Origin of the sequence: Chryseobacterium oncorhynchi, from assembly GCF_002899895.1 — a bacterium.
Lineage (GTDB): Bacteria > Bacteroidota > Bacteroidia > Flavobacteriales > Weeksellaceae > Chryseobacterium > Chryseobacterium oncorhynchi.
In genome coordinates this window covers 999,700-1,018,082 of sequence record NZ_PPEI02000002.1, presented here as the reverse complement: position 1 = coordinate 1,018,082, position 18,383 = coordinate 999,700, and the positions used below count along the sequence as shown (strand labels likewise).

The following is an 18,383-nucleotide window of genomic DNA, read 5'->3' as shown; positions in this document are numbered from 1 at the left end:
TTCCCATTCCGAACACAGAAGTTAAGCCCACCAGCGCCGATGGTACTGCTAACGCGGGAGAGTAGGCCGCCGCCAGTTTTTATTTTATTTTTAAAATCCTTTATCATTACGATAAAGGATTTTTTTTGTTATATACTTTGAGAGATACATACTCATACTCATACCCATACCCCATTACTAGATAAGTACAAGCCAAAGCCTACTTCTATGGAATCGGTTACGATTATTAATCATTACTATATTACTCATTACTTATCATTAGCCCCGATAGAAGCGGTTACCCCGCAGCAGGAATTGGAAAAAAGGGATAAAATATGGAAACGATATGGTGCGAGGAGTATGAGTGGATAGCGGGAGTAAGTTCCTCTAATAAGTTATGAAAAGAATTTCCTTTTATAAAAGGGTTTTACTCGAATAAAATCAATAAGTTTGTATCAATTTTCCAAAAATAATTATAATGTCAGGAAACATTCTGATCATCGATGATGAGATCAAACTCCTTAAGTTATTAGGGATGATCCTTTCCCAAGAGAATTTTAATGTAAAAGAAGCTTCTACGGCACGTTCTGCCATGACAATGCTGGAGCAATATGATTTTGATGTTGTGTTGAGCGATGTCCGGCTTCCTGATGCTTTTGGAGTAGACCTTATAAAATCAATTAAGACGAAATACCCTCATCTTGAAATTATCCTAATGACTGCATTTGGAAATATTACGGATGCTGTTCAGGCGATGAAGAACGGAGCGTATGATTATCTGGTAAAGGGTGATGACAACGAGAAAATTATTCCCTTGGTATATAAAGCACTGGAAAAGGTTAAGGATAACAGATCCAGAACAGTTCAGTCAACTGCTGGTATAAAAGGATTTGCACAGGTTCTTGGTAATTCTCCATTGATTTTGCATGCAAAGAAATTGGCAGAGAAAGTGGCACTAACGGATGCAGCTGTACTTCTAACAGGAGAAACAGGAACAGGTAAGGAAGTTTTTGCGAATGCCATTCATGAGGGAAGTGATCGAAAGAAAAATAGCTTTGTTGCTATTAACTGCTCCGCATTTAGTAAGGAAATTCTTGAAAGTGAACTTTTTGGCCATAAACAAGGTGCTTTTACTGGTGCTATAAAGGATAAAAAAGGGTTGATTGAAGAAGCTAATGGCGGAACATTATTCTTGGATGAAATTGGTGAGATGCCAATAGAGCTTCAGGCAAAACTGTTGAGAGTTCTAGAAACCAAAGAGTTTATCAAAATGGGAGAGACCAAGGTTTCTAAATCTGATTTTAGGCTTATAGCTGCTACCAATAGAAATCTTGAAGAAGAAATAAGACATGGGAATTTTAGGGAGGATTTATATTTCAGATTAAATGTCTTTGAAATTAGTCTTCCTGCATTAAGAGATAGGAAAGAGGATTTAAAGATACTGACAAAGAACTTCATTGATCAATTTTCTCATAAACTTCATTTATCTTCTATTCAGGTGAATCCTGATTATTACAAAACGCTGGAGAAAAATGACTGGAAAGGTAATATCCGTGAATTGAGGAATGCTGTGGAACGAAGCCTGATTTTGATGAATGATAATGTGCTGGATGCTGAAAGTCTTCCTCACTATTCAGAAAAACCGATTCCCGAATGTGATTCTTTAAGCATGAGAACCCTTGAAAAAATTCATATACAGAAAGTATTGCAGTATACAAAAGGAAATAAGGCAGAAGCGGCCAGACTCCTAGAGATTGGTATTGCCACGCTATATCGTAAACTGGAAGAATACGGTTTAAAATAAACAATTTATCATTTTAATAAAGAGCCTATCATTTTGATAGGCTTTTTTGTTTTTATATAGTTTGATTTTTTGGCTTAATGGGTTGTATTGTAGTTAGTTGTGATGATTAATTCTAATTTGGACTTTCTTTTGGCATATAGTACTTGAATAAAATATTTAAAAATGACAATTTCAAGAAAAACGTTCAAAAAACGTGAGCATTCCACTTTGAGTTTGCTGATTGTATCGTATGTATTGTTTACTCTTTTAACCTTAATAATAAAAGTATGATGCTTATAAGTTTGATTCTGCTTTTTGCAGTGCTGTTTTGGCTTTTATATAAATCAGTTGAATTTTTTGATAGAATATAAAATTATGTGGAGTTTATTTTTCCTTTCAATACTTGCCTTTGTGTATATCTGTTATGTTTTAATGAAACCTGAAAAATTTTAAGAGATCATGAATACAGAAATTTTAGGCATCATAGCAATGTTTGCTATTACATTAGTCATCGGGATATTTTTAGGTAAATATATTGCTAATGTCTATGGATACAAAAAAACTTTTCTTGATCCGGTGTTTGAGCCGATTGAAAAGTTAATTTATAAAATGTCGGGAATTAATCCTAACCGTCAGATGAATTGGAAACAGAATATGTATGCCATGCTGGCGATTAATCTGGTTTGGTTCATCATTGGATTTTTGCTTCTGCTGAATCAGGCATGGCTTCCTTTAAATCCTGATGGAAATCCCAATATGTCTCCTGATCTGGCTTTTAATACAACCATTTCTTTTTTAGTGAACTGTAATCTACAGCATTATTCGGGAGAAACAGGAGTAAGTTATCTGAGTCAGCTTTATCTGATGTTCTTACAGTTTGTAACTGCTGCAACAGGGATGGCTGCAATGGCTGTTCTTTTCAAAGCTTTTAAAGAAAAAACAGCTACCGAACTCGGTAATTTTTACGATTATTTTACCAAGTCAATGATCAGAATTTTAGTTCCAATAAGTGTAATTGTTGCTTTAATTCTTTCTATAAACGGAAGTCCAATGACTTTCGAAGGAAAAGATCACATTACGACTTTAGAGGGACAAAAAGTAGATGTTTCCAGAGGACCAGTAGCAGCTTTTGTTGCGATTAAACATCTTGGAACCAACGGTGGAGGCTTCTTCGGGGCAAACTCGGCGCATCCTCTTGAAAACCCTAACTATATAACGAATATGACTGAAATGGTCACTCAAATGATCATTCCGTTTGCATTGGTTTTTGCGCTAGGTTTTTATTTAAAGAAAAGAAAACTTTCTTGGGTTATTTTCACTGTGATGACTGTTGGTTTTCTGGCTCTTACCATTCCCAATATTGTGAATGAAACAGGAGGTAATCCTCTGATTACAAAGATGGGTGCTGATAGCAGCCTGGGAGCAATGGAAGGAAAAGAAATCCGTTTTGGAAGTGCCGCATCGGGATATTGGAGTATTGCAACCACAGTTATTTCAACAGGTTCTGTAAACTCTATGCACGACAGTACAATGCCACTTTCAGGGATGAATGAGCTTCTTGCTATGATGATTAACTGCTTCTATGGTGGTTGTGGAGTCGGAATTCTGAATTACTTTATTTTTATCATTCTTGCTGTATTTATCAGTGGCTTGATGGTAGGAAGAACACCCGAATTTATGGGGAAAAAGATTGAAGCCAAGGAAATGAAGATCGCTATGATTGTAGCTTTGTTCCATCCATTTCTAATTCTTGTGGGAACTGCACTAACAGCCTATTTACCGGAATTTGGAGCAAAAACATTGAATAATCCTGGTTTTCATGGGTTCAGTGAAATGTTATACGAATTTACCTCTTCTTCTGCCAATAACGGCTCAGGATTCGAAGGGCTAGGTGATAATACCCCATGGTGGAATATTTCAACAGGAATTGTACTATTACTTTCCAGATTCATCCCGATTATAGGGCCGATAGCCATTGCAGGATTATTGGCACAGAAGAAATTCATTCCGGAAAGTTCAGGAACCTTAAAAACGGATACAGCAACTTTTGGGTTTATGACATTGGCGGTGATTCTGCTTATTGCAGCACTATCATTCTTCCCTGCATTAACCTTAGGACCAATTGCTGAACAGATCCAGTATTTCTCTAAATAAAAGTGAACATTAAAAATTAAAATCAATACCCAACCATTAAGGAAGCTGAAATATTCAGGAATGCTAGTCTAAACTACCGAAACATTCACTACATAATATTATCCATTTCCATTTCTTAATAATTTTAGTCTGCCTTGATGGTTATTATTGATTTACAATGCTATAAACTCTTTCAAAAAAATGAAAAATCAATCACAAACATTGTTTCAAAGAGATTTGGTAAACGAAGCGATTAAACAGTCTTTCGTAAAACTGAATCCTAAAATTATGTTTAAAAATCCAGTAATGTTTCTGGTGGAGATCGGAACCGTTGTCATGTTTATTGTAAGCATGTTCAGTTTGGCTGGTGATAAAACCCAGGGAAGTTTCTCATATAATTTTTTCGTATTTATAATTTTATTTTTCACGGTCTTGTTTGCGAATTTTGCAGAAGCTATTGCAGAAGCCAGAGGAAAAGCGCAGGCTGATACCCTTAGAAAAACACGTGAAGAAACCCCTGCAAAATTAGTTGTTGACAATAAACCCGGATTTCAGGTAGAAACAGCGTTAAAAATGTCGGCAGAAATGAAGCTGGGAGATATTTTTCTTTGTGAAACCGGAGATCAAATCCCTATGGATGGTGAGATCATTGAGGGATTGGCAACCATTGACGAATCTGCCATTACCGGAGAAAGTGCTCCTGTAATTCGTGAAGCTGGTGGAGACAAAAGTTCTGTAACAGGTGGTACAAAGGTATTATCTGACAGAATTAAAGTAAAAGTAACCACAAAACCGGGAGAATCCTTTTTAGATAAAATGATTGCCCTTGTAGAGGGAGCATCAAGACAGAAAACACCCAACGAAATCGCATTAACCATACTTTTAGCCGGGTTTACCCTTACATTTATAATTGTTACCCTTACTTTAAAGCCTTTTGCAGACTATGCGCAGACACCGATTACCATTGCGGCATTTATTTCACTTTTCGTTTGTCTTATTCCGACAACAATCGGAGGTCTGCTTTCTGCAATTGGAATAGCTGGAATGGATAGAGCATTAAGAGCCAATGTGATCACCAAAAGTGGGAAAGCAGTGGAAACTGCTGGAGATATTGATGTTCTTTTGCTTGATAAAACAGGAACAATTACTATCGGAAACCGTAAAGCAACCCAGTTCCATCCTGCTGAGGGAATTCAACTTGAAGATTTTATTAAAGCTTCTGCTTTAAGCTCTGTAGCCGATGAAACTCCGGAGGGAAAATCAATTATAGAACTTAGCCAGCTGAAATCGGAGGATTTATTGGTTCCCAATCCTATTTATATAGATTTTACTGCGGAAACCAGAACTTCAGGGATTGATTTTGAGGATACCAGAATCAGAAAAGGAGCCTACGATACTATAAAAAAACTGACTGAAAAAATCGGGCACATCTTCCCACAGGAAACGCAGGATGCCGTGACCAAAATTGCTGAAAACGGAGGAACTCCTCTAGTGGTAGCCGTAAACGAAAAGGTTTGGGGTGTCATTGAACTTCAGGATATCATTAAAACCGGAATTCAGGAACGTTTCCAAAGACTGAGAAAAATGGGAGTGAAAACGGTAATGGTAACCGGAGATAATCCTTTAACTGCAAAATTTATCGCAGAAAAAGCAGGCGTGGATGATTTCATTGCCGAAGCCAAGCCTGAGGATAAAATGAATTACATCAAAAAAGAACAGCAGGAAGGTAAATTAGTTGCGATGATGGGAGACGGGACAAATGATGCTCCTGCGCTAGCTCAGGCAGATGTAGGTGTGGCGATGAACAGTGGAACACAGGCCGCAAAAGAAGCAGGTAACATGGTAGATTTGGATAATGACCCTACCAAACTGATTGAAATTGTAGAGATTGGAAAACAGCTGCTAATGACTCGTGGAACATTAACGACATTCAGTATTGCCAATGATGTAGCCAAGTATTTTGCCATTATTCCGGCCTTGTTTATCACTTTTATTCCGTCTCTTCAAAAGTTGAATATCATGAATCTTCATAGCCCGGAAACAGCCATATTATCAGCAGTTATTTTCAATGCGGTGATTATTCCATTCCTTATTCCGTTGGCTTTGAAAGGAGTAGCGTACAAGCCGATTGGTGCCAGTGCATTGTTGAGAAGAAACCTTTTGATATACGGTTTGGGTGGTGTAATTGTTCCGTTCATTGGAATCAAGATCATTGATTTACTGATTAGTTTATTCTATTAAAATTTAAAAAATGAAAAATCATATTGTTTCAGCATTCAGATTAACTCTTGTAATGTTGGTAGTTGTAGGAATCTATTTGGTCATCGTCTATGGAGGTTCAAAAATATTACCTACGCAGGGAAATGCAGAAATTATTACCCATAATGGCCAGAAATTCTATGCTAATATCGGCCAGGAATTTAAATCTGAAAAATATTTTCATGGGCGTCCGTCTTCTGTAAACTATAACGCAGCGGGAAGCGGGGGAAGTAATAAAGGCCCAAGCAACGAAGAATATCTGGAAACTGTACAAAAAAGAATAGACACTCTAAGACTTCAAAATCCTGAAATGGGAAATGCTAAAGTTCCTGTAGAGCTGGCTACAGCAAGTGGAAGTGGGCTAGATCCTGATATTTCTGAGGAGGGAGCTTTATATCAGGCAAAGAGAATTGCAAAAGTGAGAAACCTTTCCGAAGAGCAAATCAATAATTTAATTAAAAATCAGACTGAGAAACCGTTTTTAGGAATTCTTGGACCATCAAAAGTAAATGTGCTAAAGCTTAATATTGCTTTAGACCAATTAAAATAATATAAAACTAACGTGAAAAAATATCTAATTATAGGATTGTTGCTAGGCGTATTTTTCCCAAAAGCACAATCATCCGATTCATTAAAAATAGGAAATAAGGTTACATTTTCCGCATATGCAGAACTTTTTTATACCTACGATTTTAATGAGCCAAACAATCATCTTCGTCAGAATTTTTTATATTCATACAACAGACATAATGAGTTGAATCTCAATTTAGGACTTATAAAAGCAAATTATCAGAGTGATAATCTTCGTGCAAATATTGCTTTAATGGGAGGAACCTATGCCCAGGACAATATGTTGGCAGAACAAGGAGCTTTACGATATATCAATGAGGCGAATATTGGAATTAAAATTTCAAAAAATAAAAACCTATGGATTGATGCAGGGATTATACCATCCCATATTGGTTGGGAAAGTGCTATTGGTAAGGATAATATTAACCTGACAAGAAGTTTTGCTGCTGAAAATTCTCCTTATTTTGAAACCGGAGCCAAGATTTCCTATACTTCAGATAATGGAAAATGGTTTTTAAGCGGTTTGGTTCTGAACGGTTGGCAGCGCATTGCTAAAGTGGAGGGAAATCAGAGTATTTCTTTTGGACATCAGGTGACCTACAAACCTAATGATAAGATTACCCTGAACAGCAGCTCATTTATCGGAAACGATAAAACTAAAAATGAAAAAAGAATGCGCTATTTCCATGATTTATATGGAAGTTTTCAACTGACGGATCAGTTTTCAGCATTGCTGGGATTGGATGTCGGGGCAGAACAGAAACTAAAAGGAAGTGAGCAGTATAATATCTGGTACAGTCCCAATGTACAGATGAAATATCAGTTTGACAATAAATGGGCACTGGCAGGAAGACTAGAATATTACAATGATAAAAATGGAGTCATTATCAGTACAGGAACTCCTAATGGGTTTCAAACTTTTGGTTATTCGTTGAACGTAGATTATGCTATTTTTAAGAATGTAGTTTTCCGTACAGAAGCACGCGGGTTTACTTCTAAAGATGCCATTTTTGTAAAGAATGATGGATTGAAACAAGGGAATTTCTTTATTACGACAAGTTTGGCAGCTTGGTTTTAAATGATAGGTTAAAATTTAGAAACTAGTGGCTTTTTGCCGTGAAATAAATAACCACAAAAGTCACAAAAGCTTTTATTATAAGACACTTTAGCTCACTTAAGTAAGTTTAAAATGGTATTCTATAAAAGTTCACACAAGATGAAAATCAATGATTTTCAAAACTAAAGTGTTCTTGTCAAACAGTTAGTAGTACCTAAAAATAACTAAAGTGTAAAAAAGATCATAAGCTTTACAGGAATGTTTAAAAGTTAAGAGTCCCAAAATGTTTTATTATAAGACACTTTATTAAAGAAGACTTTTGTCACTTTTGTGGTTCAAAAAATATATAATAACTTAATACTGAAAAAGTAATAATCAATGTCATCAGCAAAACATTTTTTAGAACTGATCCAAAAGTCCCGAAAAGGGAAATTTAAGATCTATATTGGGATGAGTGCAGGTGTCGGAAAAACATTCCGAATGCTTCAGGAGGCTCAGTCCCTTTTACGAAACGGCATTGATGTAAAAATAGGTTACATAGAAACCCATGACCGGGAAGAAACGGTAGCTCTTGTGGATGGGCTTCCGGAAATAGGAAGAAAATCAGTTTTTTATAAAGGAAAAAACCTGGAGGAAATGGATCTTCAGGCTATAATTAATGAACATCCTGAAGTTGTTTTGGTGGATGAGCTGGCCCATACCAATGTGGAAGGGTCCAAAAATAAAAAAAGATGGCAGGATGTTTTGGAAATTCTGGACAACGGAATCAATGTCATCAGTGCCATGAATATCCAGCATATTGAAAGTCTGAATGAAGAAGTAAAAATAATAACAGGAGTTGAAGTAACAGAAAGGGTTCCCGATAAAATCTTGGCATTAGCCGATGAAGTCGTTAATATAGACCTCACTGCTGATGAATTGCTGACCAGATTAAAAGAGGGAAAAATCTATAAAAAAGAAAAAATTCAGACGGCGCTCAGTAACTTTTTCCAAAGCGGACATATTTTACAGCTTCGTGAGCTTGCTTTAAAGGAAGTGGCTACCCATGTGGAAAGAAAAGTGGAAACAGAGATTAAAACGGAGAATTTTAAGCCCATAAAATTTCTGGCCTGTATCAGCAGTAATGAAAAGATAGCTAAAACAATCATTCGGAAAACGGCAAGATTGGCAAGCTATTACAACAGTCAGTGGATTGTTCTATATATTCAGAAACCCTCTGAAAATCCTGAAAAAATAGCACTGGATAAACAACGGTATTTGATTAATAATTTTAATTTAGCACAGGAATTGGGAGCCAAGGTTGTCCGAATAAAAGAAAGCAGTGTTCATAACGGAATTCTTGAATATGTAATTGCCCATAATATCACAACAGTTTGTATTGGAAAACCCCATGCAAAACTTTGGCAGCGTCTGTTTGGATACAGCTGGATTTATAGCCTTATGAATAGACTGAATGAAAGACAGATAGATATTATTATTTTATCTTAAAAGTAATGAAACTTAAAACAAAACTTACCTTAGGCGTCGGCCTTTTATTCTTACTGATTGTCCTGCTTTCAGTAATAGGTTCTGTATATATCAATAAATTAAAATCTGACACAGAAAAGATCCTTACAGCCAATTACAACAGTCTGGAGTTTTCCAAAAATATGCTGTTGGCACTGGATCATATAAGTATTGATAGTACTGTGGCCATTGCAGACTTTCAGAAAAATAACAAACTGCAGGAAAAAAATCTTACTGAGTTTGGAGAGAAAGAGGCTACCCAGAATCTGAATCTGCATTTCAATAGTTATTTAAAAGAACCCAATTTCAATAAGGAAAAACTGATTCGGGAAGATCTGGCAAAAATTATGTCCCTCAATATGAAAGGGATTGAAAGAAAAAGTGATATTGCCATTATTACAGCAGAAAATGCCACTTTTTGGATTGTCAGTCTGGGAACAGTATGTTTTTTAATTGCTTTTATTTTGCTTTTCAACCTGCCACAGACCATTGCAGAACCTATCAATCAATTAACATTCAGTATCAGACAAATTGCTGATAAAAACTATAATGAAAGGGTACATTTCAAAGGAAGTGAGGAATTTAACAGCCTTGCAGAATCCTTTAATGTGATGGCAGAGAAGCTTCAGGAATATGAAAGCAGTACACTTTCCCAGCAATTGATGGAGAAAAAAAGGATAGAAACCTTGGTAAATAACATGCATGATGCAGTGATTGGGCTGGATGAAAATCATTTTATCTACATGATCAATGATGAAGCATTAAAAATTACCAATCTTCGTAAAGAGGAAATTATCGGGAAAACAGCTCATGAAGTTGCTGTGAATAATGATTTGATGCGAGAATTACTGAAAAACATTGATCATCCGGTAAAAGAACCCATTAAAATTGTCAGAGACAATAAGGAAAACTATTTTGAACAGGATATTGTGCCCATCAATATTGTAAGAACCGGAGAAAAGGAGAAAAAATATATTGGTAAAGTAATTTTGCTACGAAATATTACGCCTTTCAAGGAACTTGATTTTGCTAAAACCAATTTTATTGCTACTATTTCACATGAGCTAAAAACCCCGATCTCAGCTATAAAAATGGGCGTACAGCTGCTGGGTAATCAAAAATTCGGAGAACTTAATGAACAGCAGCAAGAACTACTGAAAAGCATCAATGAAGACGGGCAGCGTTTGTTGGATATTACGGGAGAACTTCTGAACCTTTCTCAGGTTGAATCCGGAAATATTAGATTGATGGTTGATAAATGTTCTCCAAAAGAAATTGTACAGACAGCCATGAAAAATGTTGAAAAATTGGCCGAACAAAAGAATATCTCAATCAGTACGGAATATCTGTTGGATGATACCGATTTTGTAACAGCAGATTTTGATAAAACAGTTTGGGTAATGAATAATTTTCTTACGAATGCCATAAAACATTCTTATCAGGATGAAAGCATTCAAATTATGGTAGAAAGAAATGAGTTATTCATTCAATTTAATATTACAGATACAGGAAGTGGTATTGACGAAAAGTATCACCGCCAGATTTTCGATCGCTATTTTCAGGTTCCCGGAGAACATCAGAATGGAACAGGGCTAGGCCTTGCGATCTCCAAAAACTTCATCGAAAAGCAAAATGGGGAAATTGGAGTGAAAAGCTCTCTGAATAATGGAAGCACTTTCTTCTTTAGATTGCCAATTTCATAAGGATTATTGTTATATCTTTGAATAAGAAAATCAGATATTTTCTTATTCAAAAACGTGTAATTCTATTCTTTTAAATCAATGGATCCTTTTTTCTATTTGCCTTTGGCTGGTCTGGCATTTTTTATCATTTCAGGAGTTTACTTTTATATAGGCAAAGATAAAATTATCAAAAAATATATGCAGCCTGATGCGGTGAAACTAAACAAGGTCAATGGAACAATTGTTACAGTGACTAAAGGAGGACTTAGCTATAGAAAAAGACTTCAATGGTGTAGTTTTGAAATTTTCATGAATCAGAATTCTATGTTTTTGTTTCCCAAAGATTTTTATATTATTCCGAGAAACTGTGTTAATCTGAGATTTGGATCAGATCGAAGAAATACAAAAAATCCAGAAGTATTGAGAGAGTTTCATATATACGATAATTATGTGGAACTGATTCTTTATCCTGATCATATGTTGAATACAAAACGCACAATTTCTCTGACCGGACTGAACCAGGAAGAAGTTTTACTGTTTCGGAAAGCTTTGATTAAAGAAGCTTAGATTTAGTATTGTTAAAAATTGATTTGCCAGTATTCTCCTATATTTACAAACAAATTAATGATATGAGAAAAAAAGTAAGTCTGTTTATTGTATTATTCTTCATTATACTGAGTACAAAAATTTCTGCCCAAACTTTTACATTAGAGCAGTTGGCAGCATTCAATAAGCTTGAAATGTCTGATTTTAAAAAGGAAATGAAAAAGCTTAACTATAGTTTTTATGACAGAACAGAAGGTTTAGGTTTCGTTTTAAATGAATATGATGCTCCTGACTATAAATCCAAGATTGGAAAATTTGTATTTGCAGAAGAAAAATCAGAGGACAGGATTGAGTATGAGTTTAGTAGCAAAAAAGAATATGATCAATATGTTAAAATAATTCTGGCTTCCGGCTATAAGGAAACAGAAAAAGGAAAGACCATTACCAAAGAAACTTACATAGATTATTATAAAAATAAAGAACACATCAGGCTGGTTATCCCCAAATTAGGCGTAAACAATCCTTATACGATTCTTGTATTTAAATAAATATTGAAGATCTAAAAAAAATAAAAAGACTGCAGAGTTATTCTGCAGTCTTTTTTATGGATAGTAATATTTTATGAGTTACTGTTTCTCAATCAGATCCAGGAACTGTTGCTCATCCAGAATAGTAATCGTTCCGATATCCTGAGCTTTTTTCAGCTTGCTTCCTGCTTTTTCTCCTACAACAAGGTAGTTTAGGTTTTTAGAAACTGCAGAAATGTTCTTTCCACCATGTTTTTCCACCATTTCTTCAGCTGATTCTCTTGTGAAGAGTGACAATTTCCCGGTGAAGAGGAATGTTTTCCCTTCCAATACATTGGATAAAACTTCATTGGTGCTTTCTCCTTTTTCAAGCTGAACTCCATAGGATTTCAAACGCTCAATCATCAATAGATTTTCCGTGTTTTGGAAGAAATCTACAATGCTTACCGCAATTTTTGCTCCGATATCTTCCACCTGGCAAAGTTCTTCCACAGTTGCATGTTTCAGCTCTTCAATAGTAGGGAAGTTTTTGACCAGTTTTTTGGCTACCGTTTCTCCTACATGTTTGATACCAATTCCATACAATACCTTTTCAAATGGAATTTCTTTTGATTTTTCAACTCCACTAATAATATTTTGTGCTGATTTTTCTGCCATTCTTTCCAGAGGAAGAAGTTGTTCCTTTGTCAAAACGTAGAAATCTGCAGGGTTCTCAATCAGTTTTTCTCTGTAAAGCTGTTCAATGGTTTCACTTCCCAGATTATCAATATTTAAAGCTTTTCTTGAAACATAATGAATCATTCTTCCTACAACCTGTGGGGGACAATGAAGTTCGTTCGGACAGAAATGAATGGCCTGATCTTCAATTTTTACCAATTCAGTTCCACATTCCGGACACTGTTTGATGTATTCTATTTCTCTACTTTCCTCTGTTCTTTTATCTGTATTTACTCCTACAATCTTTGGAATGATCTCACCTCCTTTTTCTACATATACAAAGTCATTTTCATGAAGATCCAGTTTTTTAATAATATCCTCATTATGCAGGGAAGCTCTTTTTACAATAGTTCCGGCCAATAAAACAGGCTTTAAGTTGGCAACAGGAGTGATAGCACCCGTTCTACCTACCTGATAAGAAACACTTTGAAGCTCTGTTTCTACTTTTTCTGCCTTAAATTTATAAGCCATAGCCCAACGTGGAGATTTGGCGGTATATCCAAGCTGTCTTTGCTGGTGCAGAGAGTTTACCTTTAAAACAATTCCATCAATTTCGAATGGAAGATTGTGACGTTCCGTATCCCAGAACGTGATAAATTCTTTTACCTCATCAAGGGTATTACACAATTTGGCCTGCTGAGAAGTCTTGAATCCCCAACCTTGAGCCTTTTGAAGTAATTCCCAATGGGTTTCTGCAGGAACTTCTTCAGAAATAAACTGATACAGCACAGAAGAAAGAGAACGTTTTCTTACCTCAGCACTGTCCTGCATTTTCAAACTTCCACTTGCCGTATTCCTAGGATTCATAAACGGATCCAGCCCCTCTTCCTCACGAAGTTTGTTAAGCTTGTCAAAATTTTTCCTTGTTAAATAGATTTCACCACGCATAAAGAACTGAGATGGGAAATCTCCTTTCAATGTCAAAGGAATATCTGAGATTGTACGGACATTCGGGGTGATCTCGTCTCCCTGAAAGCCATCACCACGAGTTACTGCCTGTATAAGTTTTCCGTTTTCATAAAGAATAGAAATAGAAGCCCCGTCATATTTCAGCTCGGCTACAAATTCTACAGGTTCATCGATTGTTTTAATGATTCTTTTCTCCCAGTCTTCCAGATCATCAAAATCGTAAGAGTTATCCAATGAGTACATTCTGAACTTATGCTGAATGGTAGGGAAAACCTTTGTGATGCCACCACCTACACGCATTGTTGGAGAGTTCTCATCATAAAACTCAGGGTGTTTAGCTTCAAGATCCTGAAGTTGCTCCAATAACATATCAAAATCATAGTCAGATATGGTAGGAGTATCCAGAAGGTAATAGTTTTCGTTATGCTGGTGCAGCTCTTTGCGGAGCTGTTCTATTTTTTGTTGAATGTTTTCAGACATTGCTTTTATATCTTTTGAGCAAAAATAACTAAAGTAATTTCATTTAAAAAATAACGGAATTAAATATTAGTGGAAAATTAAAAATACGTAATACCTCACAACAAACTGGTTAGCCAAAGAATAAAACATTTGTTTAAACTAATTTAACATAACGTTCTAATTTAATTAAAAGAATGTTAAAATTCTCTTAAATAGCCAGCCTGAAAAGTCAGGATACCTTTGCACATCTAATGCTAATAAATGAGAAAAGTAAAGATTGTATTGGGGTTGTTGTTTTTAGGACTTGGAACAATGGCTTATGCACAAACCACACAGGCTTCCATCGTAGGAAAAGTGACCGGGCCGGGAAGTTCGGCTCAGGAAAAAGTGAAAGTTACGATTGTAAATGAATCTACTGGGTTCAGAACCGAGACAGAAACCAACTCAAAAGGAGAGTATATCTTTAAGGAAATCCCTCTTGGAGGCCCTTATACAGTCATTGTAAATGATGATAAGAAAGAAGGATACAGTGTGAACTTCGGAGATCAGGTTACCGTAAACATGAACTTGGGGGGTGAAAAGCAGATTGAAGAAGTAAAAATCACCGGAAACCTTAAAAATAAAATTGGAAATCTTGGTGCTGCTACAGCTATTTCTGCAAAAAATATCGGTATACTTCCTGTAAACGGACGAAACTTTGCCAGTCTTACAGATCTTTCTCCTTTAAGCGGAAAAAACGGAAGTATTTCAGGACAGCTAGGCTCTTCTACCAACTTTACTATTGATGGAATGACTGCGAAAAACCCTACTTCTGCAGGTGCTACTACCAGCCGAAGCGGTGCTCCTTTTTCTATTTCAATTGAAGCAGTACGTGAATTTAAGATTACAACCAACCAATATGATGTGACATTGGGAAGAAGTGGTGGTGGAACAGTAAGTGCCGTTACCAAATCAGGTACCAATAAATTTTCCGGAAGCGCCTGGGAATATTTAAGAACCAACTGGCTTTCCAGTCCATATGACATTAGAGGAAATAAGAGAGAGAATGATTTCTCTACTTCTCAGTTTGGATTCACTTTGGGAGGACCTATCATTAAAAATAAATTACACTTCTTTGTAGCTTGGGATCACCAGCTGGATTCAAGACCATTGCAGATTGCAGATATCAAATCTCAGGATGATGAGAAAAGATTGAACATTAATGCAGGAACTCTTAATAAGTTTCTGGATATTGCAAGATCAAAGTATGGGGTAGGAAACACTCCTCAATTCGGAAGTTTTGATAAGGTAAGAAATTCTGATGCAGCATTTTTACGTTTAGACTGGCAGATTAGCGAAAAGCATTTGTTGACCCTAAGAAATAACTTCACCCACGATTTGAATAAAAATGGGCTTGTTGATAATACAAGCATTAACTTCTTTGAATCTTATGGCAATGACAAAAACCTTGATAACAGCTTGTTATTAACATTAAGGTCAAATCTGAAGCCTAATTTAACCAACGAATTAAAAGCTCAATATCTATATACATTTCAGGATAGTTACCAAAATAATGAACTAGGAAAACCTGTTCCAAGAGCAATTGTAGAGAATATTTCAACTCCCGGTTTAGGAGCTACCAATATCCAGTTTGGAGGACACCGTTACGGGCAGGAAAGCTTTAAAAACAATGTATTTCAGATTGTAGATAACCTTTACTATAATACGGATAAGGTTAAATATACTTTCGGGGCTGATTTGATGTATACTTCATCAAAATCTATATACGGAAGTGAAGTGAACGGAAGATTCCATTTCAGAGAAAATATTACAACCAACCCGGATAATAATCTTTATAATTTTGAAAAACTCACTCCTTATAGATTCTACAGAGAGGTTCCTTTAATGGATGACATCTCTGTAAGATCCAATATCTGGAACATCGGTTTGTATGGGCAATTTCAGACAAAGATTGCAAAAGGTCTTGATTTGATGGCGGGGATAAGATTGGATTACGGAGGATATCCAAAAGCAGAGTTCAACCAAAAGTTGTTTGATGAAATGGGAATCCGAACGGATAATAAGATCAAATCATTTGTTATCCAGCCTAGGTTCCAGTTTGACTGGAATATTAACGAGGAGAATAAGGACTTCATTAAGTTTGGAGCAGGGATATTCTCTTCCGATATCAACAATTATATGATCATTAATAATCTTGTATTTGATGGAAAACATTTAGCAACAGTGGATGTAGATCCGGCAGTGGCAGGTATTACTCCTGATTTCTACAGCTACAGAGATAATTATAATACGGTACCTACACTTCCTAAGGATCAGATGCCGACTATCAATTATACAGGAAAAGATGCTAAAATTCCGATTGTTTATAAGGCTAATATCTCCTATACTCATTTCTTTAATGAAAGATTCCGCGCAGGAATTGCCGGCTATATGGCATTAGGAAGAAATAACTACTATTATTACGACAGAAACATGGTAGCCAATCCTTTCTTTACCTTAGATAATGAAGGGGGAAGAGGAGTATATGTTCCAATTTCAACGATCAAGGGAACGAAATTAGACTGGAAAGAAGGAAGAATTAATAAAAATTTCGGAAGAGTACTGGAATTGGTAAGTGATGGTAAAGTAAATCAGTTCTCGTTTGTAGTAGATACAAGTTACCGTTACTGGAAAGACGGAGAGATTACCGCAAGTTATACATGGTCAGACATCAAGGACAATACTTCATACAACGGAAATGTAGCCAATTCTGCAACATTATCAACTCTTATTCAGAGTGATCCTAGAGATTTAAGAATGACGTATTCTGATAATCAGTTCCGTAATAAAGTAGTAATCTATGGTAACTCACCTACCATTGCCGGATTTACTTTAGGTCTTAGATATTCAGGAATGGGAGGAACGCGTTTCTCTATGACATCAGGAGGAAACATTAACGGAGACTTTGTAGATACCAATGATCTTGCCTATATCTTCCCGAATATTGCAGAATCTATCTTAAACGATCCTCAGGTAGGCCAGGCATTGAAAGATTATGTGAAGGAATACAACGGCAAAATTGCAGAACGTAATGGCGGAAAGAATGGATTCTATGGAGTTTGGGATATACGTGTAGCCAAGAAAATTAAATTTGATAAAATTGGTGCTTTTGAACTTTCTGTAGATATTTTCAACGTAGCGAACCTACTTAACAAAGAATGGGGAGTTAACGAGACATATGGAAACACTTCCATGTACAGAATCAAAAATTTCAATCCGGCAACCAAGCAGTTTGAGTATGAAAAAAACATCAGTGGTAGCGGTTTAGCGCCTCTGTCAGGGAATCCATACCAGATCCAGATTGGAGCAAAGTATAGTTTTTAATCAGTAATCATTTTTATAAACCACAAAAGACTTAAAAGACTGTCTTTTGTGGTTTATATTTCTCAATAAGTCTCATATTAACTACCTTTATCAAAAGTTTCGGGACTTTGTTTTTAATTATCTAAATTATATTATGAAAAATTTTATCTTAGGGTTAGCAGTTTTAAGTACAGTTTTGATGAAAGCACAAACTCAGATTATCGCACATAGAGGATATTTTCAGGCTCAGCCTCCTACCACGGAAAATTCTATTACATCATTGGAAAATGCTCAGAAATTAAAGGTTTACGGATCTGAATTTGACGTGAGAATGACTAAGGATGGAGTATTGGTAATTAACCACGATGAACATCATGGTAAAATGGAAATTTCTGAAGCATCATTCAAGGAACTGGAAGCATTGAAATTATCCAATGGTGAAAAGTTTCCTACCTTAAAGGATTATTTAAAACAAGGGAAAAATGATCCATCTGTAAAGCTCATTGTAGAGATTAAGCCAGCCAAAACTCCTGAAATTGAAAATGAGATTACTCAAAAGACCATTAAAATGATCAAGGATATGAAGCTGGAATCTCAAAGTGAATTCATTTCTTTCAGCCTGAATATCTGTAAAGAGATTAAAAAAATAGCTCCTGCATTTAAGGTTCAATATCTAAATGGAGAATTGTCACCGGAACAAATCAAAAAAGAAGGACTTGACGGAATGGATTATCACTACAGTGTTTTCCAAAAGAACCCAACCTGGATCTCAGAAGCAAAAACATTAGGCCTTATTACCAATTCATGGACAGTAAATGATGTTGCAGTATACGATGAGTTGAAAAAACAAGGAATCGGATTTGTAACCACAAACATTCCTGAACAACTGAAAGGTAAATAACATTTTTAAACAA

Annotated in this window: 13 protein-coding genes and 1 rRNA gene; 13 read left to right on the top strand and 1 reads right to left on the bottom strand. The window is 35.8% G+C overall.

What is annotated here, in order from left to right; translation table 11 throughout:
* The 11 genes from rrf to C1638_RS10190 all read left to right on the top strand — a co-directional run.
* Positions 1-78, top strand: a 5S ribosomal RNA gene (rrf, locus tag C1638_RS22840); the annotation flags it as partial.
* A gap of 129 nt (positions 79-207) precedes the next feature.
* Entirely contained in the window at positions 208-351 is a 144-nt protein-coding gene (locus C1638_RS22320; protein WP_165826519.1) for a hypothetical protein, read from the top strand.
* A gap of 106 nt (positions 352-457) precedes the next feature.
* Positions 458-1,783: a sigma-54-dependent transcriptional regulator gene (locus C1638_RS10235; protein ID WP_109620562.1), complete on the top strand. Its 1,326-nt coding sequence runs from the start codon at positions 458-460 to the stop codon at positions 1,781-1,783.
* A gap of 438 nt (positions 1,784-2,221) precedes the next feature.
* The gene (kdpA, locus tag C1638_RS10225) at positions 2,222-3,916 is read left to right on the top strand and encodes a potassium-transporting ATPase subunit KdpA (protein WP_109620560.1); all 1,695 of its coding nucleotides are present in this window, start codon (positions 2,222-2,224) and stop codon (positions 3,914-3,916) included.
* 180 nt (positions 3,917-4,096) lie between these two features.
* Positions 4,097-6,136 carry a potassium-transporting ATPase subunit KdpB gene (gene kdpB / locus C1638_RS10220; RefSeq protein WP_109620558.1) on the top strand — a complete coding sequence of 680 codons (2,040 nt, stop codon included), beginning with the start codon at positions 4,097-4,099 and terminating at the stop codon, positions 6,134-6,136.
* Between the two features lie 10 nt (positions 6,137-6,146).
* Entirely contained in the window at positions 6,147-6,704 is a 558-nt protein-coding gene (gene kdpC, locus C1638_RS10215; protein WP_109620556.1) for a potassium-transporting ATPase subunit KdpC, read from the top strand.
* A 12-nt stretch (positions 6,705-6,716) separates the two neighbouring features.
* Complete coding sequence (locus tag C1638_RS10210) at positions 6,717-7,802, top strand: porin (protein ID WP_109620554.1); 1,086 nt, start codon at positions 6,717-6,719, stop codon at positions 7,800-7,802.
* 357 nt (positions 7,803-8,159) lie between these two features.
* On the top strand, positions 8,160-9,269 hold the full coding sequence (locus C1638_RS10205; RefSeq protein ID WP_109620552.1) for a histidine kinase: 1,110 nt from the start codon (positions 8,160-8,162) through the stop codon (positions 9,267-9,269).
* A 5-nt stretch (positions 9,270-9,274) separates the two neighbouring features.
* Complete coding sequence (locus tag C1638_RS10200; RefSeq protein ID WP_109620550.1) at positions 9,275-10,990, top strand: ATP-binding protein; 1,716 nt, start codon at positions 9,275-9,277, stop codon at positions 10,988-10,990.
* 78 nt (positions 10,991-11,068) lie between these two features.
* Positions 11,069-11,536 carry a hypothetical protein gene (locus tag C1638_RS10195; protein WP_109620549.1) on the top strand — a complete coding sequence of 156 codons (468 nt, stop codon included), beginning with the start codon at positions 11,069-11,071 and terminating at the stop codon, positions 11,534-11,536.
* 62 nt (positions 11,537-11,598) lie between these two features.
* Entirely contained in the window at positions 11,599-12,063 is a 465-nt protein-coding gene (locus C1638_RS10190; protein ID WP_109620547.1) for a hypothetical protein, read from the top strand.
* 78 nt (positions 12,064-12,141) lie between these two features.
* Here C1638_RS10190 and ligA read toward each other — a convergent pair whose 3' ends face one another.
* The gene (gene ligA / locus C1638_RS10185; RefSeq protein WP_109620545.1) at positions 12,142-14,148 is read right to left on the bottom strand and encodes an NAD-dependent DNA ligase LigA; all 2,007 of its coding nucleotides are present in this window, start codon (positions 14,146-14,148) and stop codon (positions 12,142-12,144) included.
* Between the two features lie 240 nt (positions 14,149-14,388).
* Between ligA and C1638_RS10180 the strand changes: the two genes are divergently transcribed.
* Both C1638_RS10180 and C1638_RS10175 read left to right on the top strand, forming a co-directional pair.
* The gene (locus C1638_RS10180; protein ID WP_109620543.1) at positions 14,389-17,490 is read left to right on the top strand and encodes a TonB-dependent receptor; all 3,102 of its coding nucleotides are present in this window, start codon (positions 14,389-14,391) and stop codon (positions 17,488-17,490) included.
* A gap of 133 nt (positions 17,491-17,623) precedes the next feature.
* Complete coding sequence (locus tag C1638_RS10175) at positions 17,624-18,370, top strand: glycerophosphodiester phosphodiesterase family protein (protein WP_109620541.1); 747 nt, start codon at positions 17,624-17,626, stop codon at positions 18,368-18,370.
* The last annotated feature ends 13 nt before the right edge of the window (positions 18,371-18,383 follow it).

Bases quoted from the DNA above. Each gene is read 5' to 3' on its own strand.
- C1638_RS22320 (WP_165826519.1), top strand. From the start codon at position 208: ATGGAATCGGTTACGATTATTAATCATTACTATATTACTCATTACTTA.
- C1638_RS10235 (WP_109620562.1), top strand. From the start codon at position 458: ATGTCAGGAAACATTCTGATCATCGATGATGAGATCAAACTCCTTAAG.
- kdpA (WP_109620560.1), top strand. From the start codon at position 2,222: ATGAATACAGAAATTTTAGGCATCATAGCAATGTTTGCTATTACATTA.
- kdpB (WP_109620558.1), top strand. From the start codon at position 4,097: ATGAAAAATCAATCACAAACATTGTTTCAAAGAGATTTGGTAAACGAA.
- kdpC (WP_109620556.1), top strand. From the start codon at position 6,147: ATGAAAAATCATATTGTTTCAGCATTCAGATTAACTCTTGTAATGTTG.
- C1638_RS10205 (WP_109620552.1), top strand. From the start codon at position 8,160: ATGTCATCAGCAAAACATTTTTTAGAACTGATCCAAAAGTCCCGAAAA.
- C1638_RS10200 (WP_109620550.1), top strand. From the start codon at position 9,275: ATGAAACTTAAAACAAAACTTACCTTAGGCGTCGGCCTTTTATTCTTA.
- C1638_RS10195 (WP_109620549.1), top strand. From the start codon at position 11,069: ATGGATCCTTTTTTCTATTTGCCTTTGGCTGGTCTGGCATTTTTTATC.
- C1638_RS10190 (WP_109620547.1), top strand. From the start codon at position 11,599: ATGAGAAAAAAAGTAAGTCTGTTTATTGTATTATTCTTCATTATACTG.
- ligA (WP_109620545.1), bottom strand. From the start codon at position 14,148: ATGTCTGAAAACATTCAACAAAAAATAGAACAGCTCCGCAAAGAGCTG.
- C1638_RS10180 (WP_109620543.1), top strand. From the start codon at position 14,389: ATGAGAAAAGTAAAGATTGTATTGGGGTTGTTGTTTTTAGGACTTGGA.
- C1638_RS10175 (WP_109620541.1), top strand. From the start codon at position 17,624: ATGAAAAATTTTATCTTAGGGTTAGCAGTTTTAAGTACAGTTTTGATG.